We start from the raw sequence: 22,678 nt of genomic DNA on the forward strand, positions 1-22,678 counted from the left end.
CTCGCGGTGCGATTGACGCGCCAGCCTCCTGAAGGCCCGCCGCTGCGGGCGACGTACACGAACCCACGATGTCCCTCTCCTTCGACGCCCTCCTCTCCCGGCTCGCCACCCAGAAGCTGCCCAAGCCCGGCGCCCGCCTCGAACTCGAGCCGCTTGCCGGCTCGGCCGATGCGCTCGCCGTCGCCCAGCTCGCCGGCCGCGGGCGCATGCTGGTGGTGATCACCGCCAACCCGCTCGACGCCCAGCGCCTGCACGACGAGATCGCGTGGGTGGCGCCCGGGCTGCGCGCCCACCTGCTGCCCGACTGGGAGACCTTGCCCTACGACAGCTTCTCGCCCCACCAGGACCTGATCTCCGAGCGCCTGTCCACGCTCTACGCGATCAGCCGCGGCGAGACCGAGATCGTGCTGGTGCCCGCGTCGACCGCGTTGTATCGCATGGCGCCACCGGGCTTTCTCGCCGCCTACACCTTCTTCATCAAGCAGGGCGAAAAGCTCGACGTCGAGCAGTTCAAGGCGCAGATGGCGCTGGCCGGCTACGCGCACGTGACCCAGGTGGTGAGCCCGGGCGAGTTCTCGGTGCGCGGCGGGCTGGTGGACCTGTTCCCGATGGGCTCGCCCCTGCCGTTTCGCATCGACCTGTTCGATGACGAGGTCGAGAGCATCAAGACCTTCGACCCCGACACCCAGCGCACGGTGTATCCGACCAAGGAGATCCGCCTGCTGCCGGCGCGCGAGTTTCCGCTCGACGACAAGGGGCGCACGCAATTTCGCAGCCGCTTCCGCGAGACCTTCGAAGGCGATCCGACGCGCGCGGCGATCTACAAGGACGTCACCAACGGCATCGCCCCGGCCGGCATCGAGTACTACCTGCCGCTGTTCTTCGACGACACCGCGACGCTCCTCGACTACCTGCCCGCCGACACCCCGGTGCTGCTGCACCGCGACGTGCCCGGCGCGATCGCCGAGTTCTGGAAGGACACGCGCTCGCGCTACGACCTGCTCAAAGGCGACCGCACCCGCCCGGTGCTGCCGCCCGAGCAGCTCTTCCTGACCGACGAGGCCTTCTTCGTCGCGCTGAAGAACCTGCCGCGCCTCTCCATCGCCGCCGAGGCCACCGGTGAGGCCGCCGATGCACTCGCCCTGCCGCCGCCCGAGGTCGCCGTCGAGCGCAAGGCCACCGACCCGCTGCACAAGCTGAAGGCCTTCATCGCCGGCTTCGACGGCCGCGTGCTGCTGCTGTCGGACTCGCCCGGCCGGCGCGAGACCATGGCCGAGTTCTTCGCCGAATACGACGTCCGCCCCGAGGCCACGGCCGACTTCGGCGCCTTCCTCGATTCGGATGCGCGCCTGGCGCTCGGCGTCGCGCCGCTCGCGCGCGGCTTCGTGCTGCCCATGGCAAAGCTCGCGGTGCTCACCGAGACCGAGCTCTACGCCGCCACCGGCCGCAGCCGCGTCCGCCGCGACAGCCGCAAGGCCGCCACCATGGAAGGCTGGCTGCGCGATCTGTCGGAACTGAAGATCGGCGACCCGGTGGTGCACGTCTCGCACGGCATCGGCCGCTACCTCGGCCTCATCCACATGAACCTCGGCGAGGGCGACACCGAGTTCCTGCACCTGGAATACAACGGCGGCGACAAGCTCTACGTGCCGGTGTCGCAACTGCACGTGATCACCCGCTACGCCGGCGCCGACCCGGACGCGATCGACCTGCATCGGCTGGGTTCCGGCCAGTGGGAGAAGGCCAAGAAGAAGGCCGCGATGCAGGTGCGCGACACCGCCGCCGAGCTGCTCGCGCTTTACGCCCAGCGCGCCGCGCGCCCCGGCCACCGCTTCGACTTCAAACAGCACGACCTCGAAGCCTTTGCAGAGGCCTTCGGCTTCGAGACCACGCCCGACCAGCAGGCTGCGATCGACGCGGTGATCGCCGACATGAGGTCCGGCCGTCCGATGGATCGCCTGGTGTGCGGCGACGTCGGCTTCGGCAAGACCGAGGTCGCGCTGCGGGCCGCCTTCATCGCCGTGGCCGACGGCAAGCAGGTGGTGGTGCTGTGCCCGACCACGCTGCTCGCCGAACAGCACTACCAGACCTTCGCCGACCGCTTCACCGACTGGCCGATCAAGATCGCCGAGCTGTCGCGCTTCAAGTCCGCCAAGGAACAGGCCGAAGCCCTGCAGTTGCTGGCAGAGGGCAAGGTCGACATCATCATCGGCACCCACCGCCTGCTGCAGAAGGACGTCGTCTTCAAGCGCCTCGGCCTGGTGATCATCGACGAGGAGCACCGCTTCGGCGTGCGCCAGAAGGAGTCTCTCAAGCAGCTGCGCTCCGAGGTCGACATCCTGACGCTGACCGCCACCCCGATCCCGCGCACGCTCGGCCTGGCGATGGAGGGCCTGCGCGAGTTTTCCGTGATCGCCACCGCCCCGCAGAAGCGGCTCTCGATCAAGACCTTCGTGCACCCATCCAGCCGCGGCCTGATCCGCGAGGCGGTGATGCGCGAGTTCAAGCGCGGCGGCCAGGTGTACTTCCTGCACAACGAGGTCGACACCATCGACAACATGCGCGACGACCTCGAGGAGCTGCTGCCCGAGGCGCGCATCGTGGTCGGCCACGGCCAGCTCCCCGAGCGCGAGCTCGAGCGCGTGATGCGCGACTTCACCCAGCAGCGCGCCAACCTGCTGCTGTGCACCACCATCATCGAGACCGGCATCAACATCCCCACCGCCAACACCATCCTCATCAACCGCGCCGACCGCTTCGGCCTGGCGCAGCTGCACCAGCTTCGCGGGCGCGTCGGGCGCAGCCACCACCAGGCCTACGCCTACCTGCTCACCATGCCCGGCGCCAAGCCGAGCGCGCAGGCGCAGAAGAGGCTGGAAGCGATCGCGATGATGGAAGACCTCGGCTCCGGCTTCTACCTGGCGATGCACGACCTCGAGATCCGCGGCGCCGGCGAAGTGCTCGGCGAGAACCAGTCGGGCGAGATCCAGCAGGTCGGCTTCAGCCTGTACACCGAGATGCTCAAGCGCGCGGTCAAGGACCTGCAGGCGGGCAAGGAACCCGACCTCACCCAGCCTCTGGAGGTGGTGTCCGAGATCAACCTGCACACCCCGGCGCTCTTGCCCACCGACTACTGCCCCGACGTGCAGGAACGCCTCACGCTCTACAAGCGCCTGGCCAACTGCGAGCTGGAAGAAGATCTGCGCGCGCTGCAGGAAGAGCTCATCGACCGCTTCGGCGAGGTCCCGCCGCAGACCACCGCGCTGATCGAGACCCACCGCCTGCGCATGCTGGTGAAGGACTACGGCGTGCACAAGCTCGACGCCTCCGAGGCGCAGATCAGCGTGCAGTTCGCCAAGGACGCGCCGATCGACCCGGTCAAGGTCATCTTCCTGATCCAGAAGGACCGCAGCACCAAGATGGCCGGCCCGGAGAAGCTCGTGCGCCGCGCCAGCCTGCCCAACCTGAAGGACCGGGTGAAGGCGGTGAAGGAGCTGCTCGACGCGGTGAAGGTCTGAGCGGGAGACGATCATGCTCATCAACTGCACCGCCTACCAGCACGGCCGCAAACTCGCCGACATCCCGGTCGCGGACATCAGCGACTATCTCCTGCAGCCCGACACCTTCGTGTGGGTCGCACTCAAGGACCCCACGCCCGAAGAACTGGCGGTGATGAAGGAGGAGTTCGGCCTGCACGAGCTCGCGATCGAGGACGCCAACCACGGCCACCAGCGCCCCAAGGTCGAGGAATACGACACTGAACTCTTCGTGGTCATGCACCTGATCGAGGAGAAGGACAACAAGCTCGAGGTCGGCGAGGTGCATGTCTTCGTAGGCCCCAACTACATCCTGTCGGTGCGCAACAACAGCTCGCGCGACTTCCTCGGCGTGCGTGCGCGTTGCGAGCGCGAGCCGAAGATGCTCGCCAAGGGCGCCGGCTACGTGCTCTATGCGCTGATGGACGCGGTGGTGGACCGCTACTTCCCGCTCATCGAAAAGCTCGAGACCGAGGTCGAGGCAATGGAGGACCGCATCTTCACAAAGGGCGCGGCCAGCTCCAACATCCGCCGCCTGTACCGCCTCAAGCGCAAGGTCACCGTGCTCAAGCACGCCGTGCTGCCGCTGATGGAAGCCGCCGGCAAGCTGCACAGCGGCCGCGTGCCCGAGGTCTGCGCCAAGAGCCGGCACTACTTCCGCGACGTCTATGACCACCTCGCGCGCATCAACGCCTCGCTCGACAGCCTGCGCGAGATGATCGGCACCGCGATCCAGGTCAACCTGTCGATGGTCACCATCGACCAGACCGAGATCAGCAAACGCCTGGCGGCCTGGGCCGGCATCTTCGCCGTCGCCACCGCCTTCGCCGGCATCTGGGGCATGAACTTCAACCACATGCCCGAGCTGGAGTGGAAATACGGCTACCCCTTCGGCATCGCGGTGATCGCCGGTACGAGCGCGTTCCTGTGGTGGCGCTTCCGCAAGGCGAAGTGGCTGTAAAGCCCGGGGCCACTCGGCAACGTCACTCGCCTACAATCCGGGCCACGACCCTGGACTGAGAAACGCCATGAACTTCTTCGACGATCTGGCCCGCAGCCTCGAGCGCAACCGCATCACCCGCCGTCAGGCGCTGTGGCTCCTTGGCGCCGGCGCTGCCAGCCTCTCGGGCTGCGCCACCTCACCGGTCACCGGCAAGTCCATCCTCGTCGGCATGAGCGAGGCCCAGGAGAAGCAGGCCGACGCGCAGGCAGCGCCGCACCAGTTCTCGCAGGACCTCGGCGCCATCCAGGATGAATCGGTCAACCGCTACGTGAGCGACCTCGGCCAGCGCATGGGCGCGCTCACCCACCGCCCGCAGATGCCGTATTCCTACCGCGTGCTCAACGCCAACTACGTCAACGCCTACACCTTCCCCGGCGGCGCGATGGGTGTCACCCGCGGCATTCTCGCCGACCTCGACGACGAGGCCCAGCTCGCCGCCCTGCTCGGCCACGAGCTCGGCCACGTCAACGCTCGCCACGCCGCCCAGCGCCAGGGGCAGAACATGGTCGCGCAGGCGGCCATCGTCGGCCTCAACGTGGCGGCGCAGAATTCCGACTGGGGCGGGCTCGTGGGCATCGGCAGCCAGATCGGCGCCAGCGCGCTGCTGGCGAGCTACTCGCGCGAGCACGAGCGCGAAGCCGACGCCCTCGGCCAGGAATACCTCGTCAAGGCCGGCTACCCGGCCTCCGGCATGGTGCGCCTGCATCAGTTGCTGGTGACGGAGGAGAAATCCACCCCGTCGCTCTTGCAGACGATGTTCTCCACCCACCCGATGAGCCGCGAGCGCATGCAGGCCGCTCAGGCCGCCGCCGACACCCGCTTCCGCATCAGCGGTGCGCTCGATCCACGCCGCGAGCGCTTCATGGACAGCACCGCCAGCCTGCGCCGCATCCGCCCGACGATCGACGCCTGCAAGAACGGCGAGACCGCGATGGCGGCCAAGCAGTACGCCAAGGCCCAGACCGAATTCCAGAGCGCGCTCACGAAAACCCCGCGCGACTACGCCAGCAACCTGCGCATGGCCCAGTGCCTGCAGGCCCAGGGACAGACCGCGAGAGCGGCGAACTACGCCGACAACGCGCGCGAGATCTACCCGCAGGAGGCCCAGGCCTACAAGCTCGCCGGCGTGCTCGCCCTGCAGCAGCGCGATGGCGCGCGCGCCTACCAGAACCTCGACCGCTTCGACCGCCTGCTGCCGGGCGACGCCGGCATCACCTTCCTCAAAGGCGTCTCGCTCGAAGGCATGGGCAATCGCCGCGGCGCAGCGCAGCACTACGCCGCCTACCTGCGCCAGAGCCAGCAGGGCAACGCCGCGCAGTATTCGTACAACCGGCTCAAGGCCTGGGGCGTGGTGAAGTAAGGCTGAAGCGGCTGTGCTCACCGCCCTCCCGCGCCGTGCAGCTCGCGAATCTCGCCATGGCGGAAGCACTCTGCCACGTGATCATTGACCATGCCCACCGCCTGCATGAAGGCGTAGCACACCGTCGGCCCGACGAAGCGGAAACCCAGCCGCTTCAGCTCCCGGCTCATGGCTTTCGATTCCGCCGTTTCGGCCGGCACGTCGGCAAGCGTGCGACGCGCACCGTCACGGGGCACGCCATCGACGAATTTCCATAGAAGCGCGTCGAGCGAGCCGAAGCGCGCCTGCACCGCAAGCGTCGCACGCGCGTTGGCGATCGCCGATTCGATCTTCAGTCGATTACGCACGATGCCGGCGTCGGCCATCAGCCGCTCGACGTCGCCCGCGGCGAAACGGGCGACCTTCTCGGCATCGAAATTGTCGAAGGCGCGGCGGTAGTTTTCGCGCTTGCGCAGGATCGTGATCCAGCTCAACCCCGCCTGCGCACCCTCGAGCACCAGCATCTCGAAGAGGTGACGGTCGTCGTGGTTGGGCACGCCCCATTCGAGGTCGTGGTAGGCGGTGTAGAGCGGGTCGGTGCCGCACCAGGCGCAGCGGTCGGGCATTGGGGGCGCTCCTGCATGTCAGTGGGGCGATGGTACGGCAGCAGTTGGGGATGCGCGAACCGGGGGGACTCGCGAGAGCGTCGGGGCCGCGAGCCAGTGCGCGTGTGCGCCTTGCTGGCGTCAGGTGCGCTCCGGCCGCCGCGACCTGCGAGGCGGATGGCCGGAGCCTGCGGCGGCTTTCTGGGCGAGCGATTGGTCAAGGCAAGGCGCAGCATTCAGCCCGACGGCAAGCTCGACGACGTGCAATCTCGACTTCGAAAGCCAATACGAGCAGGTCCGTATCCGTTACGCCGAGTTTCGGCTCGGCGATTCTGTCGGCCGGCTACGGCAGCAAGGGTGTCGACGATGATCGCGGGCACGACAGGTTCGCCGCGATGTGCCGATGATCGGCGGGGCCGTTCGCTCAATGATCTGATCGGCGTCGCGAGTTACGGCAGTGCGCGGGCGAGCTTGAATGAGTGCTTCCCCGGCCAGAACAGGTCCCGCACGGCGAGTCATCGGTGCAGTGCGCTGGCTGCGGATGATGGTCATGGTTGCACTTGGCCCGCGCTGGCCTGTTTCGATCAGCGACCGCTTGCCGCTTTTGAGGGCACCGACCGCAACGCGGGCGGAAACATCACATTCGACACTTCCGTGTAGATGCCGACCAAGTGACCACCCAGGGTGCCTGTGATGCCGAGCAGCACGCTGCCCAGCAGTGTCAGTCCCGCGATGATCCAGCGCGACAGGCCGGGGGTGCCATCAACCGGCACGCCCGACCCGGGCCGACACCCACCTGGCCCTCGCCTCGCGCCCTGTCAAGCCGTCGCACCCTGTTCGAGCGTGGCCACCAAGGTGATCTCGGGAACGCTCGCCAGCGCCTTCGACAGCGGGCAATCGCGCTTGGCCGACGCGGCGATCTCCTGGAACCGGGCCTCGTCGAGGCCGGGCACGACGGCGTTCAGGCGCAGCGCGATGCGGTCGATCACGAAACCCTCGCCCTGTGCCGATAATCGCACATGGGCCTGCGTGTCGGCCGAGGACGTCGCAAACCCCGCCTTGTCGCAGGCGAACGAGAACGCCATGGTGAAGCAGGCGGCATGCGCCGCGCCCAGGATCTCTTCAGGGTTCGTGCCGCGGCGGTCGTCGCCGAAGCGGCTCGCGAATCCATAGGGGTAGTCCATCAGCGCCCCGGACTCGGTGCTGATCTTGCCCGTTCCATTCTTGCCTGCGCCCGTCCAGAGAACGCTTGCGGTCTTCTCGGTCATGGTGACTCCATTCAGTGGTGAAGACGGTGGCTCACTTGATGCGTGGCCCCTTGATCTGCGCGTCGGGTTGGCTCAGGCGCCCGGCGCGCAAGGAATTGACGGCCTGAACCACCGCGCGGGCGACGTTGCGCACCTCTTCCTGCACGGCCTGGTCCTCGTCGAGCGCGTCGTGGCTGTTGTAGTAGGGCTCGTAGTAGCCGATGTAGCGGTCGAGACTTGCGGCGGCGCCGGCTTCGATCAGCCCCATCCAGTCCAGCCAGTCGGTGAGGTTGCGCCGGTGCGTCTCGACGCCGGCCACGTCGCCGTGGACCACGACCCCATAGGCCCGGCCGGCCAGGTGCTTGGGGTAGTCCCAACCCTGCACTTCGATGGCCTTGGCCTCGGCCACGCGCTTGCCATGCGTCGTCGTCGGGTCGGGGTTGCCGCCATCGGCGCAAACCAGGCGGTCGATCATCAGCTTCAGCGGGCTCGGCGACTGGTACCAGTAGGTCGGCGCCAGAACGATCACGGCGTGGGCCGCCACCCAGCACTCGTAGATATCCGCCATCCAGTCCTCGGCCTGGTTCAGTGCATGGTGCGGGTAACAACTGCAGGGCCAGTGGCACAGCGGCATCGCGCTCGACACACAGCCCTTGCAGGGGTGAATGTTGCGGCCGTACTCCGAGGTGACGAGGCTCAGGTCCAGCACATCGGCCTGCATGCCTGCACCCTCGACCGCGTGTCGGGCCAATTCGGTCAGCCGCCAGGTCTTCGACATTTCGCCCGGGCAGGTGCCGTCGTTGCGGGCGCTGCCGCAAACCAGCAGCACACGCGAGGGCGCTGCGCTGTCGCTCCACCGCTTCTGCGCCGCCTGCAGGCGCGCGCGGGTGTCCAACCACTGCTGCGACAGTTCGTAGCCGGGGTCGGCGAAGCCCGGCCCGGCGGGCCGGGTTATCGGTGCTTTGCGACCGTCCTGCAGCGCCTCCCAAGCGATGGCCTCGAGCCTGGCGATGGCCTCGCGCTCGCCTTCGAACGCCGGGTCGTAAAAGCGAACCTGGAAGCGCTCATGAAACTGCTCGCGCGTCAGGGGTGGTGGCGCCTGGCCGGTGCGGATGTCGGTCATGGGTGGTCACGCGCCTGGCCAAGGCCGGGCGGCTCCGCGATCCAGTGACCCAATGCGGCGCGACGGGAGTGATGCATACGATCTCCTGGCTGTGAGATCCGGCCCAAAGTGGACGGGGAGAGACTGGATCGTCCGCCGCGAACGTCGGACCGTCCGTGCGCTGGCGAACATCGGCTGCGCATTGCCTTGCGGCAAGCCCGGCGCAGCCAATGTGCGTCAGCGAACGGCAGGCTTTGAATCGATGAACCAAGGTGGAACGGCCTGTCGGATATGAACGAGTCTGCGATGTCACGGATTGGGAATGGACTGCCGCTGCCTTTCGGTGGGGTAGTACTTGAAGCGACGGACGCTGGAGTCGTTGCCGGCCACGTGGCCCTGCAGCCGACGCGAAGGCGCTTGACACTTCCACGCTTGACATTCCCATGTTGGGAAGCTTGATGCTTCTGTCGCGCTCACACCTGGCGCAACGGTTTGAAGGAGATGACCATGGACATGGGCACACACCCAAAGCGCAGCGGCCAGGCCGCTCATTCGCATGGCTCAGCGCAGGTTGCGCACGCGCATCCTGCGTCCGGGGCCACCGACGACGCGCTGAAAGATCCGGTCTGCGCGATGACGGTCACCACGGACTCCCCGCACCAGGCCGAGCATGCCGGCCGGTCATACTGGTTCTGCAGCGCCGGCTGCCGCACGAAGTTCCTGGCGCAGCCGCAGAAGTACCTGGCGCCGCAGGCCGCCCCTGACGAGTCGACGCCTGCCGCTGCGGCCGGCACGATCTTCACCTGCCCGATGCACCCGGAGATCCGGCAGGATCACCCCGGCAACTGCCCCAAGTGCGGCATGACGCTCGAGCCCGTGATGCCCAGCCTGGATGAAGAGGCCAACCCGGAACTGGCGGACTTCGCGCGCCGCTTCTGGTGGACCTTGCCGCTGACGGTGGTCGTGACGACCCTGGCGATGTTCGGCCATCGGCTGGGCTGGATGGCCATGGGCACGCAGAGCTGGCTGGAGCTGGTGCTGACCGTGCCCATCGTGCTGTGGGCGGGCTGGCCGTTCTTCGTGCGCGGTGCGCAGTCCGTCGCGCACCGCAGCCCCAACATGTGGACGCTGATCAGCCTGGGCACGGGTTCGGCCTTCGTCTACAGCGTGGTGGCCACCATCGCGCCGCAGGTGTTCCCGGACTCCTTCATCTCGATGGGCCGCGTCGCGGTCTACTTCGAGGCGGCAGCCGTGATCATCTCGCTGACGCTGCTGGGCCAGCTGCTGGAGCTGAAGGCGCGCGCGCAGACCTCGGCGGCGATCAAGTCGCTGCTGGGCCTGGCGCCCAAGACGGCACGCCGCATCGCGGCGGACGGCACGGAAGAGGACATTGCGCTGGCCCATGTGCATGTCGGCGACAAGCTGCGCGTGCGGCCCGGTGAGAAGGTGCCGGTCGACGGCGTGGTGGTCGAGGGCAGCAGCGCGGTCGACGAATCGATGCTGACGGGCGAGCCCTTGCCCGTGACCAAGCGCGTGGGCGACAAGCTGATCGGCGCCACGCTCAACACCAGCGGCGCGCTGGTGATGCAGTCCGAGCACGTCGGCTCGGCCACGGTGCTGTCGCAGATCGTGCAGATGGTGGCCCTGGCGCAGCGCTCGCGGGCGCCGATGCAGCGCATGGCCGACGCGGTGGCCGGTTACTTCGTCTATGGGGTCGTGGCGGCAGCGGTGCTGACCTTCTTCGGCTGGGGGCTGTTCGGGCCCGAGCCGAGCTGGGTCTACGGCCTCATCAACGCCGTGGCGGTGTTGATCATCGCCTGCCCCTGTGCGCTGGGCCTGGCCACGCCGATGTCCATCATGGTCGCCACCGGCCGTGGCGCCACGCACGGAGTGTTGTTCCGCGATGCGGCCGCGGTCGAGAACCTGCGCAAGGTCGACACGCTCATCGTCGACAAGACCGGGACGCTGACCGAAGGCCGGCCGAGCTTCGAGCAGGCCATCGGTGCGGACGGTGTCGATGCCGACGAGGTACTGCGCCTGGCCGCGAGCCTCGACCAGGGCAGCGAACATCCGCTGGCCGCGGCCATCGTGACGGCTGCACGCGAGAAGGAGCTCGTGCTCGACAAGCCCGAGCAGTTCGATTCCGCCTCCGGCATCGGCGTGCGCGGGACGGTGACCGGCAAGCGCCTCGCCTTGGGCAATACCGCGCTGATGGAGCAACTCGGCGTCGACGTGGCCGTGATGGCGGCACAGGCCGAGGCGCTGCGCGCCGAAGGCGCCAGCGTGATGCACCTGGCCGTCGAAGGACAACTCGCGGGCCTCCTGGCCGTGTCCGACCCGGTGAAGTCGACCACGGCCGAGGCGTTGGCGAGGCTGCGCAAGGCCAACATCCGCGTCGTGATGGCCACCGGCGACGGCCTGACCACGGCGCAGGCCGTGGGCAAGCGCCTGGGCATCGACGAGGTGCACGGCGAGGTCAAGCCGGCCGACAAGCTCGCGCTGGTCGAGAAGCTGCAGTCCGAGGGGCGCGTCGTCGCCATGGCCGGCGACGGCATCAACGACGCGCCGGCGCTGGCCCGTGCCGATGTCGGCATCGCCATGGGCACCGGCACCGACGTGGCGATGAACAGCGCGCAGCTCACGCTCGTCAAGGGCGATCTGCGCGGCATCGCCACAGCCATCGCGCTGTCGGTGGCCACCGTGGCCAACATGAAGCAGAACCTGGCGTTCGCCTTTGTCTATAACGCGCTCGGCATTCCGCTCGCGGCCGGGCTGCTGTTCCCGTTCACCGGCTGGCTGATGTCGCCGATGATCGCGGCGCTGGCGATGAGCCTGAGCTCGGCGTCGGTGATCGGCAATGCGCTTCGCCTGCGCGGCGCCGCGATCGACGCGGGGTGACGGGCCGCGCTCCGTCTTGCGCAGAATCCCGCCTTTTGGTTGCTGCCCGGCGCGCCCTTTACCCGCGCTGCCACATTTGGGCGGACGTGCTTCGCGCAACAGGCTGCCCCGGACGCTTCAGGGCGCCAGTTGCGCGATGGCGAACAGGCCCAGCACGAGCAGCGGGACAAACACCGCAAGAAAAGCAGCGAGCCGCATCCCCAGCAAATCCGGCAGCATGATGCGGCCGCGGTTGCCGATCTTCTTGATCGTCGAACCGAGATAGCCCGATGTCTCGGCGTAGAGATAGCTGCCCGCCAGCAGTCCGACGATGCCGGCGATGGCGTCGTAGCTGCCCTGCCCCAGCGCGACCACCCCGGTCCCCGGGCAGCAGCCGAGCACGCCGAGACCGACCCCGAAGAGCAGCCCACCGACAATGTTGGCGGCGTAGTGCGTGGGCTTCACGTGCAATTCGACCAGGCCCAGCGCGCGCAGCGAAAAAATGCCGAGCATGCCGACGATGATCGCCGTCAGCATGACCTTGATGACGGTAAAGTCCGTGAGCAGGAACTGGCCCATCAGCACCTCGTATCTGGCGACGCCGCTCTTCTGCAGCAGGAAGCCGAACACGACGCCGAACAGAAGGCCCAGCACGAGCTGGCGCGCTGAATCCGGTTTGCCGGGGTCGTTCGTGTGATCGGGTTCGGGGGTCTTCATCGCGCTTCTCACAGTCGAAACAGCAGATGAGCGGTCGCGACGGCGCCGATGAAGAAACACGTGAGCGCGACCCACGAACTCACCGAGAGCTGGAGCGCACCGCTGATGCCGTGGCCGCTGGTGCAGCCACCCGCCAGCCGGGCCCCATACGCCAGGATGATGCCGCCGACAAACGCGACCCCGAGACGCAGCGCCACATCAGCACCGAAACGCTGTTCCCACAAGGCGGGCACCCATGCGGCGGTGATCTCGCCGCCGCTGACTGCGGCGATGAAGGCGCCGAGGAGCATGCCTAAAACCAGCATCACCCCCCATTCGATCTTCGGTTTCGTGTCCTGATAAAACTTCAGGTTCTCGGTATGTGCCCTGGAGAACAGGTTTCCGACCAGGCCTGCCAGGCGGGCGTAGGCGGTCGACACGCTCAGCGGCTTGTTGGAAAAATAGAATGTCGCCATCGACAGCAGGCCGATCAGCGTGCCGACGAGGTAAGGCGACCACGCGCCCGATGTGGATTCCATGATCAGTCTGCCTTCTTCGTTTCGCCGGGCTTTTCGAGCGGGAGACCCAGCTTTTCCCACGCGCAGATTCCGCCGAGCATGTTGTGGATGCGCGTGAAGCCGTTGCGCTTGAGGATGCTTGCGGCCACGCCCGAGCGGTGGCCCACGTTGCAATGGACCACGATTTCGCTGTCCTTGGGCAGCAGCGGGAGCTGGTCCTCCAGATGGCCGACATAGCGGTGCAGTGCGCCCGGGATGTGTTTCTCGTCCCATTCATATTCGTCCCGCACGTCGAGGACTTGGACGCGCCCCTGCTGCACCCAGTTTGCCGTCTCGGGGGCGCTGGTCGTCGCAATGGATTCGAGCGGCAGTCCCTGGTCGCGCCAGCTTTCAATGCCCTTGGCGAGGGTGCCCTCGACCGAGTCGATGCCGATGCGCGCGAGCGACATCACCGCGAGGTCCATGGCTTCGGCGCCGTCCGCAATCAAGAAGATGCGGGTGTTCTCGTTGGCGACCCAGCCACCGAAGGCCGGCAGCCCGTCGAGCCAGATGTTGTAGGCACCGGGAATGTGTGCCGCGGCAAAGGCTTCCGGTGAGCGGGTGTCGATCACCACGCCCTCTCTCATGCGCTGCTGGAATTCCCTGGGCTGCAGCACCCGCGCGGCCAGCGGCGACTTGAGCGGCCTGCCGGGAAGCAGGTTCACCTTTTCCAGGTGCAGGAAGTAAGGCGGTCGCGCCATTTTTTCCGCCAGCTTGTGCGCAACGAAGTCGCGGCGGCTTTTGCGGAACACGGGATTCGTCGCCTTCTCGATGCCCAGGGTGGAGTCGTCGCGCTCGGATATGTTGCCGCCGCAGGCCGAGCCGGCGCCGTGTGCCGGAAAGAGCAGCGTGTGCTCGCCGAGCGGCGCGATCTTGCGATGAATGGCGTCGTACAGGATGCCGGCGTTCTCGCCGGTCTTCTCCGGATCGGGCAGATCGGTCCGCCCAGTGTCGCCGACAAACAGCGCATCGCCGGTAAAAACGCCCCAGCATTTGTCGCCGGAGTCCTCCACGTACACCGCGTAGGACATGCTCTCCGGCGTGTGGCCCGGCGTTGCAAGCGCGACGAAGCGGGTGGTGCCCACCTTGAGCTCCTGCTCGTCTTCGAGTTTCACATCCGTCTCGCCGAACAGCGCGTGGCTGCCGCCCACAATTTTCGCGCCGGTCATCTGCGCCAGCGTTCGCGAACCGAACTCGAAATCCTCCTGCCGATGCGTCTCCAGGACGAAGGCGATGGAGAGGTCGTTCTCGCGGGCCAGACGCAGATAGTCGTCGACGTCGCGGCGCGGGTCGATCACGACGGCGAGCCCGTCTCCGCACCCCAGGACGTAGGCGTTGTGTCCCAGGCCGGGTGTCTTCAAGCGTTGAAAGAACATCGATATCTTCCCGAAACAGAATGTTTGTCGTGATCAGGCCCCGGGGGCGAAGTGGGCGCGAACAGCGCAAGACTCCGGGGCACGAAGGCGTGACCTACAGCACCCGCATGAAGGCCACCAGATCCTGCTTCTCCTGCTCGGTCAGCTTCAATTCCAACACCAGATTGAAGAACTCGACCGTGTCGTCCAAGGTCAGCAGCCGGTCGTCGTGCAGATACGGCGGCGAGTCCTTGATGCCACGCAGCGGGAAGGTCTTGATCGGGCCGTCGGCCGACGCCTTGCGGCCGTTGATCGTGACCTCATTGAAGAAGCGCTCCACCTTCAAGTTGTGCATGAGGTTGTCGGTGTAGTACGGCGGGGCATGGCAGCTCGCGCATTGGCCTTTACCGAAGAAGACTGCTTGACCGCGCAGCTCGCTCTCGCTGGCCTTGGCCGAAATGAGCTTGCCGAAGACGTCGAGTTTGGGCGCGGGCGGAAAGTCCAGCAGTGCCTGAAACTCCGCCATGAAATGCACCTGGCTGCCGCGTTCGAGGACGTTGGTTCCCTTTCGCGCCGCGTCGGCCGGGATGCCGTCGAAGTAGGCGGCACGCTGCTCGAACTCGGTGAAGTCCTCCACCGTCTTCAGCGCCCGCTGCGAACCGAACAGGCGCTGAACATACAGGCCGCGCAGGGTTGGCGTGTCGATCCGATGGCGATGCTCGTTGGGCCGAATGTCGCCTACCGTATGGGTGGCGGCGTTGGTATGGCCATTGGCGTGACAGTCGAAGCAGGCGACACCCTGAGAGGGCTTCAAGCTGCGGCGGTCTTCGATGGCGTTGAACTGTTGCTGCGGAAACGGGGTGACCAGCAGGCGCAATCCCTCGAGCTGCTTGGGATTGAGGATGTCCTTGAAAATGTCATTGAAGTTGCTCAGCGTCACCAGCTTCCCTTGCGAAACGTCACCCAGATCCGGCCGCGTCGTCAAATAGATGGGGGCCGGGAACTCGGGGAGGAGGTGATCCGGCAAGTCGAAGTCAAGGTCGAAGCGGGTCAGATCACGATCGGTCTGTTGTTTCGTTTCCTCAATGAGGAACTTCGGGAAGATCATGCCGCCCGCTTCGTGGTGGGGATGTGGTAACGGCAGAAAGCCCGCAGGCCAGAGCTGCCTTTCCTTGACCTCCTCGGGCGACAAGGCGGCGAGGTTTTCCCAGCTCGTGCCGCTGGGCAGCTTGACGCGCACACCCTCCTGGACCGGCTTGCCGCGCGACATGGTCGTTCCAGTGGCCGGCCGGTCAGCGAGGTCGTAGCGCTCGGCGAGCAAGCTCTGCTGGCGCTGCGCGAAGGTCGGCTTGTCCGCTTGAAGGCGTTTTGTCAGCGTGGCGAAGTCTTCGGTGGCGGGGACTTGCGCGCCACTCAGCATCGGCAGCGCCATGGCGATACCCGCTGCAAAAAGTACTTTCCTGTTCATGTTCCCTACTCCTTTTGCGCAAGGAGGACTGGATACCCAGATGGTCGGCCCTCCTGGTTCAACCACCTGGCTGGCCGCTCGGGCCGTTCCCTACAACTGCGAGCCGATGAGCGACGCTGCATGCTCGATCAGCTTCTCGGAAAGCGGCCGCTGCTGCCATGCTTGCAGGCTGATCCGGCGCGAGCGCAACAGATCGGCATTGAACACGTCGACCTGCTGGCGCGCGAAATCGGCCGCATAAATGTTGAGATTGGCTTCGTCGTTCAAGCGAAAGGAACGGCTGTCGAAATTGGTCGAGCCGACCGACACCATCAGGCTGTCGATGATCAGCACCTTGCAGTGGTACATCGTCGGCTGGTACTCGTGGATCTCGGCGCCGGCGGCAAGCAGGTCGCCCCAGCGCGCACGCGAGGCGTTGCGGACGATCGCCGCATCGGTGTGCTTGCCGGGCACGATGATCTGCACCTTGACCCCGCGCTCGAGCGCCGCTGCCAGCGCCTTGGTGCTCAGCTCGTCGGGGACGAAATAGGCACTCGACAGGTGGATCGAATGCTGCGCCGACGTGATCGCCAGCAGGTACATCAGGTGCATGCTCTCGCTGCCGCCGGAGGGTGAACTGCTGAACATCTGCGCGGCGTCGTTCCCGGCTGCCGGCAATTCCGGGAAGTAATCGTCGCCATGCAGGACGACACCGGTGGCCTTGATCCAGTTGTCCAGAAACACGGCCTGCATCTGCGCCACGACCGGACCTTCGGCCCTGAAGTGGGTGTCGCGCCAGTGCTGCGGGTCCTGGGCATCGCCTGTCCACAGCCCGGCGATGCCGACGCCGCCGGTGAAGCCCACCTTGCCGTCCACAACCAGCACCTTGCGGTGGGTACGGTTGTTCATCCGCGCCAGGGAGTACCAGGCGGGCTTGTGAAACTTGCGCACCTCGACCCCGGCCGCCTCCATGGCCTCGACATGGGCCGGGTCCATCTTGTTGCTGCCGACCCAGTCGAGCAGCACGTGCACCCTGACGCCGGCGCGGGCACGCTCGGCGAGCGCGTCGGCGAACTCCTTGCCGATCGCGTCCGACCAGTAGATGTAGCTCTCGAAGGTGATGGTCATCCTTGCGTCGCGAATGGAAGCGAGCATGGCGGGGAAGATCCGGTCGCCATTCAACAGGGCCTCGAAGCGGTTGCCCGGCAGGATGGCCGGCCCGAGCAATACACCCATGGCGCGCGCAAAGGCCGGATCGGCGGCCGCATACAGGCGCTCGACGCTTTGATCGAGCTTTTTCTCGCCGGTGGTGAAGTTCAGCGCCAGGACCACCACAAACATCATCACCACAATCGTGATGAATAGTCCCGGCATGGAGATCATTGCCTTCATTGCGCGATTACCGATCGGGTCCCGTGCATCGCGTGGCGCTCCGCACTTGGCATTTACCAGAGGCTCTGATCTTCAATGCGGGCCCGACGAGCGTCTGTGCGTAGGCGCACATTGCGGCGGGCGCAGGTTCGCTCGGTGCGGTTCTTGACGGCGGAAGTTTCGAACGCGCCGGTTGCCTGTGTTGGTGAGCGCACAGACTCGAATTGCGCAAGCGCACACCGTGCGAATCGTGCCCTCGTCTTGAGGCATGACACCCGCCAGATCGCAACTCACGCTAAGGACCTGCCATGGCTATTACGACCACTACACCGCTTGATCCACTGGAACGCGGCTACGGCCCGTCTGACCGGCACGTCGAGACCTCACGCTCGGTGACCAGCGCCGTCTCCTGGGGCGCCATCGTTGCGGGCGCTGCCGCCGCAGCCGCCTTGTCGTTGATCCTGCTGATTCTCGGCGTCGGGCTGGGTCTGTCTTCCGTATCGCCGTGGGCGCGTGAAGGCCTCAGTGCGGCGAGCTTTGGTGTGTCCACCATCGTGTGGCTGACGCTCACGCAGTTGCTGTCGTCCGGGATGGGTGGCTACCTGGCCGGCCGACTGCGAACGCGATGGATGAATACGCACACGGACGAGATCTATTTCCGTGATACCGCTCACGGCTTTCTGGCTTGGGCCGTGGCCTCGTTGGCCACCGCCGTACTGCTGACTTCGGCTATCGGGTCCATCGTGAGTGGTGGCATCCAGGCCGGAGCCTCCATCGTCGGCGGTGCCGCCAACACGGCCACAATGGCTGCAGGCGGCTATGCAGCATCCGGAACGATGGCATCTGAGCAAAGCGGGCCGATGGCTTACTTCGTCGATTCCCTGTTCCGCCGGGATGGGCGTGCTGCAGTTCCCGGTTCGACCAGCGCTGCGATGCCTGCCGACACGTTCGAGCGCTCGACGGCCAACGAAGCTTCGGAGGTCGGCCGCATTTTCATGAACGCCACCCGTTCAGAGCCCCTCCCGCCTGAGGACATCCAGTACGTCGGCCAGCTCGTCGCCCAACGCACTGGCCTGTCCCAGCAAGACGCCGAGCAACGTGTGACCGACCTCTACGCGCGCGCTCAAGCGAAGCTGAACGACGCCGAAGTGGCCGCCAAAGAGGCCGCCGACCAGGCGCGCAAGGCGTCGGCCTACGCGGCGCTGTGGATTTTCGTGTCTTTGCTCGGCGGCGCCTTCGTCGCCAGCTTCGCCGCGACCTTCGGTGGCCGGCAGCGTGACGCCTGATCATCCAGAGCCGCTATTCAAATTGAGGAGAACACCATGCGTTCACTTTTATTGCTTTTTCTCGGCATCCCCATCCCGATCATCATCCTGATTGCGCTGTTCACGTGACTACAAACGGCTTGACCGCCACATAACCAGGGAACTGCCATGACAATCAACACCAAGACCACCGCCGCGCCGAAGACCTCAGCCACATCGAAGGCCTCCCCCGCATCGAAGACCACCGCTGCCGCAAAGGACGCGATCGCCATGCTCAAGGCCGACCATGGCGCAGTCAGCGCTTTGTTTGCAGATTATGAAAAAACGGAATCAAGCAAAAAGAAGAAGGCGATCGTCGCCGAGATCTGTGCCGAATTGAGCATGCATGCGCAGATCGAGGAAGAGATCTTTTACCCGGCCTTCAAGGCGGCACTCAAGGACAAGCTGCTGGTGCCGGAAGCCACCGTTGAGCATGCCAGCGTCAAGGACTTGATCGCACAGATCGAAGGCGTCGAACCCGACGGTGAGCTCTACGACGCCAAGGTCAAGGTGCTGTCCGAATACGTCAAGCACCACGTCAAGGAAGAGCAGGACGAGATGTTCTCGAAGGCCAAGACCGCTTCACTCGACCTCGTCGAACTCGGCGCCCGCATGGCGTCGCGTAAGGCCGAACTTATCGCCGCCCGCGGCTGAAGGAGATCCAACATGGCAAATCCATGGCTGAAAAAGAACCCGTTCATGAGCATGTGGCTGAGCATGGCCAACCGTATGGCCGGCCAGGCGACCGCGCAGGCCAAGAGCCAGATCAGTGCCGCGGTGACCAAGGCCGCCAACGACAACATGAAGGCGATGCTCGACGCCGCCTCGCCCAAGTCCAAGCCAAAACGGCGTCGTTGATGTCGCCAGGGCCCTGGTGAACCGCCGTCCGCCGACACGGGAGGTCAAAGCCTCACCCGTTAGCGGACGGCATCGAGTTCGTCACGACACCCAGGACCCTATTCGCCAGTCCTCACGCCGTGAAACGCGGCGTTCGGTTCAAGGGGCGTTCTACGGCGGCCGTTTCATCGCACTACCACTGGAAAATCATGAATACAAATAGCGCAATAGCCGCCCGAGACCCCTCCCTGACAATGCTGGAACCTTTTCGCGCCCTGATGGAGTTTGCCCTTCACCAGTTTGCAACGCCACACAAGGCCGCGCCCGGCGACGGGCATCCCGTCATCATTTTTCCGGGCCTCGGCGCCGATGGTATGTCGGTGTCGATTCTGCGCGCCCACTGCCAGGACCTTGGCTACGAGGCATTCGACTGGGGGCAAGGATTCAACACCGGCCCTCGGGGCAACCTCGACGCGTGGCTCGAAGGCCTTGCCGATCAGATCTCCGCACAACTCGCGAAACATGCAAAACCAGCGACGCTCATCGGCTGGAGCCTTGGTGGCCTGTACGCACGCGAGCTTGGCAAGTTGCTTGCCCCCAGGCTGCGGCAAGTGATCACGATCGCCACGCCGTTCAATGGCAGCGCTGACGACAACAGCGCGAGCTGGTTATCCACCGTCCTCGGCGGCGGTGCGTCAAGCATTGATCCCACCTGGATCCAGCGCCTGCGCACCCCACCGCCCATTCGTACGACGTCCATCTACAGCCGGTCTGATGGCGTGGTCGCATGGGAAACCTGCCGACACGACAAACGTTCCAGGCTCGTCCAGGACATCGAGGTCGACGGTAGCCATATGGGCATGGGCTGGAACCGCGAGGTATTGAACATCGTCGCCGACCGCCTGGGCCAGCGTGCTGGCCCTTGGCGCCCCTACGTCGGCGCGACCTGACCCACACCAGTGCGCTTGACTCTCCTTCACGCTGCTTGCAGCCATCACTTGGTCACTGCGAGCAATCACTCAGGATGGCCCCATGAAAAAGTCTGATCCCAAATCGATGGCTGCGAACAAGCATCCCGCTCCGGCAACCGATCTCGATTCCGCCGCTGTGCGTGCGCAACAAGCCGCCGCCGTCGACGCACTTGCGCGCGCAATGCCGCACAACACCAACAAGAGCAATGAGTTCGGGCGTGCGAATGCGATCACGCCGTCGGCCGGGCAGACGCAGGAGCCGACCTCCGACCTGGCGTCCGCCAGCACGCTCAGCGAATCCAATGTCTCTGCCAAGACGGGCGGCGGTGATGCCTCGCTCGACCGGGCCCGCACCGACGCCACTGGCCAGGTGTTGACGACCAATCAGGGCGTCGCCGTCGGCGACAACCAGAATTCGCTCAAGGCCGGCCTGCGCGGACCGACCTTGCTCGAAGACTTCATCCTGCGCGAAAAGATCACCCACTTCGACCACGAACGCATTCCCGAGCGCATCGTTCATGCGCGCGGTTCGGCAGCACATGGCTTTTTCGAGGCCTACCAGCCGCTGACCGAGCTCACCCGTGCGGCCCCCTTCCAGGAGGCGGGCAAGATCACGCCGGTCTTCGTGCGCTTTTCCACCGTCGCCGGCGAACGCGGCTCGGTCGATACCGCACGCGACGTGCGCGGTTTCGCGGTCAAGTTCTACACCGACGAGGGCAACTGGGATCTGGTGGGCAACAACATCCCGGTCTTCTTCATCCAGGACGCGATGAAGTTCCCGGACCTGGTGCACGCCGTCAAACCCGAACCACATCACGGGATGCCGCAGGCCGCGTCGGCGCACGACACCTTCTGGGACTTTGCCTCGCTGATGCCCGAGACCACGCACACGCTGATGTGGGCGATGTCCGACCGCGGCATTCCGCGCAGCTACCGGATGATGCAGGGCTTTGGCGTGCACACCTTCCGCCTGGTCAATGCCGCGGGCGAGTCGCATTTCGTCAAGTTCCACTGGACGCCCAAGCTCGGCACCCATTCGCTGGTCTGGGACGAGGCGGTCAAGATCGCCGGCGCCGATTCCGACTTCCACCGCCGCGACCTGTGGGACGCCATCGAAGCCGGCGAATACCCGGAATGGGAGCTCGGCCTGCAGATCTTCACCGAGGCCCAGGCCGAAGCCTTCAGCTTCGATGTGCTCGACGCCACCAAGCTGATCCCCGAGGAGCTGGTGCCGGTGACACCGGTCGGGCGCATGGTGCTCAACCGCAACCCCGACAACTTCTTCGCCGAGACCGAGCAGGTCGCCTTCTGTACCGCCCATGTGGTGCCCGGCATCGACTTCAGCAACGATCCGCTGCTGGCTGGGCGCATCCATTCGTACGTGGACACCCAGATCACCCGGCTGGGCGGGGCCAACTTCCACGAGATCCCGATCAACGCACCGCTGGCGCCGGTCCACAACAACCAGCGCGACGGTTTGCACCGCCAGGCCATTCCCCGTGGTCGGGTCGCCTACGAGCCCAATTCGCTCGGTGGCGGGTGCCCCTTCCAGGCCGGTGCGGCGGGTTTCGTGTCCTTTCCGGAGCCGATCGAAGGCGACAAGCTGCGCGGCAAGCCGGAGAAATTTGCCGACCATTACAGCCAGGCCACCCTGTTCTACGAGAGCCAGACCGAGGTCGAGAAGGCGCACATCGTCGGTGGCTTCCGCTTCGAGCTGAGCAAGCTCACCGTCCCGGCCATCCGCGAACGCATGCTGGCCTCGCTGGTGAACGTGTCCGCCGACATGGCTGCGAAGATCGCCGACGGACTGGGCATGAAAGTGCCCGCAGCCATGCCGACGGCCCTGGCGAAATCCGTGCGCCCCGAAGTCACCAAGTCGCCCGCACTGTCACTGACGGTGCGGCCCGGCGATGGCGGCATCCGCAGCCGCAAGGTGGCGATCCTGGTCGCCGACGGCGTGGACGGGGCGTCCATCATGGACGTTCAGTCGGCGCTCACCGCTGCAGGCGCCGTCGTGTGCCTGATCGCGCCCCGCCTCGGTGCGGTTGCAACCGCCGACGGCACGCCGATGGAGGCGACCGCTACGCTGGAAAATTCACCGCCGGTCGTGTTCGACGCGCTCGTGCTGCCCGATGGCGACGACGGGGTCACGCTGCTGGCCGGATACGGACAGACGCAGGAGTTCGTCACCAACCAGTATCGCCACGGCAAGACCCTCCTCGCCCTCGGCGCTTCGAAGACCCTGCTCGAGACGGCCGGCATTGCAACCACGCTGGCGTCGGGTGCGCCCGACCCGGGCATCGTGCTGGCGAGCGCCGATACACTCGGTGACGGTGCGGCGGCCTTCATCGCGGCCGTGGGCAAGCACCGTCACCCGGAACGCGAGACCGATCCGCCGCGGGTCTGAGCGCGGAGCGCTCCGGTCGCGCTC

19 protein-coding genes are annotated in these 22,678 nt (G+C 66.0%); 9 read left to right on the forward strand and 10 right to left on the reverse strand.

Annotated features, from left to right (window positions below; genetic code table 11):
* The first annotated feature begins 68 nt into the window (after window positions 1-68).
* The 3 genes from mfd (at window position 69) to RBT54_RS11750 (ending at window position 5,899) form a co-directional block, all read left to right on the forward strand.
* Window positions 69-3,518, forward strand: coding sequence for a transcription-repair coupling factor (gene mfd / locus RBT54_RS11740; protein ID WP_320367248.1), 3,450 nt, complete (start codon window positions 69-71; stop codon window positions 3,516-3,518).
* Between the two features lie 13 nt (window positions 3,519-3,531).
* Entirely contained in the window at window positions 3,532-4,497 is a 966-nt protein-coding gene (gene corA / locus RBT54_RS11745) for a magnesium/cobalt transporter CorA (RefSeq protein ID WP_320367249.1), read from the forward strand.
* Window positions 4,498-4,564: 67 nt separating this feature from the next.
* On the forward strand, window positions 4,565-5,899 hold the full coding sequence (locus RBT54_RS11750; RefSeq protein ID WP_320367250.1) for a M48 family metalloprotease: 1,335 nt from the start codon (window positions 4,565-4,567) through the stop codon (window positions 5,897-5,899).
* A 17-nt stretch (window positions 5,900-5,916) separates the two neighbouring features.
* Here the strand turns inward: RBT54_RS11750 and RBT54_RS11755 are convergent, their stop codons facing one another.
* From RBT54_RS11755 to RBT54_RS11770, 4 genes are all read right to left on the reverse strand, one after another.
* Complete coding sequence (locus RBT54_RS11755; protein ID WP_320367251.1) at window positions 5,917-6,504, reverse strand: DNA-3-methyladenine glycosylase I; 588 nt, start codon at window positions 6,502-6,504, stop codon at window positions 5,917-5,919.
* A 563-nt stretch (window positions 6,505-7,067) separates the two neighbouring features.
* Window positions 7,068-7,256: a hypothetical protein gene (locus tag RBT54_RS11760; protein ID WP_320367252.1), complete on the reverse strand. Its 189-nt coding sequence runs from the start codon at window positions 7,254-7,256 to the stop codon at window positions 7,068-7,070.
* A gap of 45 nt (window positions 7,257-7,301) precedes the next feature.
* Window positions 7,302-7,751, reverse strand: a complete 450-nt coding sequence (locus RBT54_RS11765) for an OsmC family protein (RefSeq protein ID WP_320367253.1) — start codon at window positions 7,749-7,751, stop codon at window positions 7,302-7,304.
* A 31-nt stretch (window positions 7,752-7,782) separates the two neighbouring features.
* Window positions 7,783-8,853, reverse strand: a complete 1,071-nt coding sequence (locus RBT54_RS11770; protein ID WP_320367254.1) for a flavodoxin family protein — start codon at window positions 8,851-8,853, stop codon at window positions 7,783-7,785.
* A 492-nt stretch (window positions 8,854-9,345) separates the two neighbouring features.
* On the opposite strand from RBT54_RS11770, the gene RBT54_RS11775 reads away from it, so the two are divergent.
* Complete coding sequence (locus tag RBT54_RS11775; protein ID WP_320367255.1) at window positions 9,346-11,730, forward strand: heavy metal translocating P-type ATPase; 2,385 nt, start codon at window positions 9,346-9,348, stop codon at window positions 11,728-11,730.
* A gap of 117 nt (window positions 11,731-11,847) precedes the next feature.
* Here RBT54_RS11775 and RBT54_RS11780 read toward each other — a convergent pair whose 3' ends face one another.
* The 5 genes from RBT54_RS11780 to cls all read right to left on the reverse strand — a co-directional run bounded on the left by RBT54_RS11780 (window position 11,848) and on the right by cls (window position 17,156).
* Entirely contained in the window at window positions 11,848-12,426 is a 579-nt protein-coding gene (locus RBT54_RS11780) for a YeeE/YedE thiosulfate transporter family protein (protein WP_320367256.1), read from the reverse strand.
* Window positions 12,427-12,434: 8 nt separating this feature from the next.
* The gene (locus RBT54_RS11785) at window positions 12,435-13,004 is read right to left on the reverse strand and encodes a YeeE/YedE thiosulfate transporter family protein (protein WP_320367257.1); all 570 of its coding nucleotides are present in this window, start codon (window positions 13,002-13,004) and stop codon (window positions 12,435-12,437) included.
* Window positions 12,947-14,260 (reverse strand): rhodanese-like domain-containing protein, encoded by a 1,314-nt coding sequence (locus RBT54_RS11790; protein WP_320367258.1) that lies wholly within the window; start codon window positions 14,258-14,260, stop codon window positions 12,947-12,949. Before RBT54_RS11790 ends, RBT54_RS11785 begins: the two co-directional genes overlap by 58 nt.
* Window positions 14,261-14,432: 172 nt before the next feature.
* The gene (locus RBT54_RS11795; protein ID WP_320367259.1) at window positions 14,433-15,785 is read right to left on the reverse strand and encodes a cytochrome B6; all 1,353 of its coding nucleotides are present in this window, start codon (window positions 15,783-15,785) and stop codon (window positions 14,433-14,435) included.
* 90 nt (window positions 15,786-15,875) lie between these two features.
* Window positions 15,876-17,156 (reverse strand): cardiolipin synthase, encoded by a 1,281-nt coding sequence (cls, locus tag RBT54_RS11800; protein WP_320367260.1) that lies wholly within the window; start codon window positions 17,154-17,156, stop codon window positions 15,876-15,878.
* A 287-nt stretch (window positions 17,157-17,443) separates the two neighbouring features.
* Here cls and RBT54_RS11805 point away from each other — a divergent pair, with 287 nt between their 5' ends.
* A complete protein-coding gene (locus RBT54_RS11805) occupies window positions 17,444-18,421 on the forward strand; it encodes a hypothetical protein (protein WP_320367261.1) in 978 nt (325 codons plus the stop codon).
* A gap of 17 nt (window positions 18,422-18,438) precedes the next feature.
* Here the strand turns inward: RBT54_RS11805 and RBT54_RS11810 are convergent, their stop codons facing one another.
* Entirely contained in the window at window positions 18,439-18,672 is a 234-nt protein-coding gene (locus RBT54_RS11810) for a hypothetical protein (RefSeq protein WP_320367262.1), read from the reverse strand.
* On the opposite strand from RBT54_RS11810, the gene RBT54_RS11815 reads away from it, so the two are divergent.
* The 4 genes from RBT54_RS11815 to RBT54_RS11830 all read left to right on the forward strand — a co-directional run bounded on the left by RBT54_RS11815 (window position 18,671) and on the right by RBT54_RS11830 (window position 22,654).
* Window positions 18,671-19,093 (forward strand): hemerythrin domain-containing protein, encoded by a 423-nt coding sequence (locus RBT54_RS11815; protein WP_320367263.1) that lies wholly within the window; start codon window positions 18,671-18,673, stop codon window positions 19,091-19,093. The two genes, RBT54_RS11810 and RBT54_RS11815, sit on opposite strands and share 2 nt — an antisense overlap.
* 12 nt (window positions 19,094-19,105) lie before the next feature.
* Window positions 19,106-19,297, forward strand: a complete 192-nt coding sequence (locus tag RBT54_RS11820) for a hypothetical protein (protein ID WP_320367264.1) — start codon at window positions 19,106-19,108, stop codon at window positions 19,295-19,297.
* 188 nt (window positions 19,298-19,485) lie between these two features.
* Entirely contained in the window at window positions 19,486-20,226 is a 741-nt protein-coding gene (locus RBT54_RS11825; protein WP_320367265.1) for an esterase/lipase family protein, read from the forward strand.
* 82 nt (window positions 20,227-20,308) lie between these two features.
* Window positions 20,309-22,654, forward strand: coding sequence for a catalase (locus tag RBT54_RS11830; RefSeq protein ID WP_320367266.1), 2,346 nt, complete (start codon window positions 20,309-20,311; stop codon window positions 22,652-22,654).
* Window positions 22,655-22,678: the final 24 nt, after the last annotated feature.

Source organism: Thauera sp. (assembly GCF_034003485.1).
GTDB lineage: Bacteria > Pseudomonadota > Gammaproteobacteria > Burkholderiales > Rhodocyclaceae > Thauera.

Excerpts from the sequence above, each read along its gene's own strand:
- RBT54_RS11775 (WP_320367255.1), top strand. The coding sequence starts at position 9,346 with ATGGGCACACACCCAAAGCGCAGCGGCCAGGCCGCTCATTCGCATGGC.
- RBT54_RS11795 (WP_320367259.1), bottom strand. The coding sequence starts at position 15,785 with ATGAACAGGAAAGTACTTTTTGCAGCGGGTATCGCCATGGCGCTGCCG.
- RBT54_RS11820 (WP_320367264.1), top strand. The coding sequence starts at position 19,106 with ATGGCAAATCCATGGCTGAAAAAGAACCCGTTCATGAGCATGTGGCTG.
- RBT54_RS11825 (WP_320367265.1), top strand. The coding sequence starts at position 19,486 with ATGAATACAAATAGCGCAATAGCCGCCCGAGACCCCTCCCTGACAATG.
- RBT54_RS11755 (WP_320367251.1), bottom strand. The coding sequence starts at position 6,504 with ATGCCCGACCGCTGCGCCTGGTGCGGCACCGACCCGCTCTACACCGCC.
- RBT54_RS11780 (WP_320367256.1), bottom strand. The coding sequence starts at position 12,426 with ATGAAGACCCCCGAACCCGATCACACGAACGACCCCGGCAAACCGGAT.
- RBT54_RS11770 (WP_320367254.1), bottom strand. The coding sequence starts at position 8,853 with ATGACCGACATCCGCACCGGCCAGGCGCCACCACCCCTGACGCGCGAG.
- cls (WP_320367260.1), bottom strand. The coding sequence starts at position 17,156 with ATGAAGGCAATGATCTCCATGCCGGGACTATTCATCACGATTGTGGTG.
- mfd (WP_320367248.1), top strand. The coding sequence starts at position 69 with ATGTCCCTCTCCTTCGACGCCCTCCTCTCCCGGCTCGCCACCCAGAAG.
- RBT54_RS11830 (WP_320367266.1), top strand. The coding sequence starts at position 20,309 with ATGAAAAAGTCTGATCCCAAATCGATGGCTGCGAACAAGCATCCCGCT.
- RBT54_RS11810 (WP_320367262.1), bottom strand. The coding sequence starts at position 18,672 with ATGGCGATCGCGTCCTTTGCGGCAGCGGTGGTCTTCGATGCGGGGGAG.
- corA (WP_320367249.1), top strand. The coding sequence starts at position 3,532 with ATGCTCATCAACTGCACCGCCTACCAGCACGGCCGCAAACTCGCCGAC.
- RBT54_RS11805 (WP_320367261.1), top strand. The coding sequence starts at position 17,444 with ATGGCTATTACGACCACTACACCGCTTGATCCACTGGAACGCGGCTAC.
- RBT54_RS11750 (WP_320367250.1), top strand. The coding sequence starts at position 4,565 with ATGAACTTCTTCGACGATCTGGCCCGCAGCCTCGAGCGCAACCGCATC.
- RBT54_RS11765 (WP_320367253.1), bottom strand. The coding sequence starts at position 7,751 with ATGACCGAGAAGACCGCAAGCGTTCTCTGGACGGGCGCAGGCAAGAAT.
- RBT54_RS11815 (WP_320367263.1), top strand. The coding sequence starts at position 18,671 with ATGCTCAAGGCCGACCATGGCGCAGTCAGCGCTTTGTTTGCAGATTAT.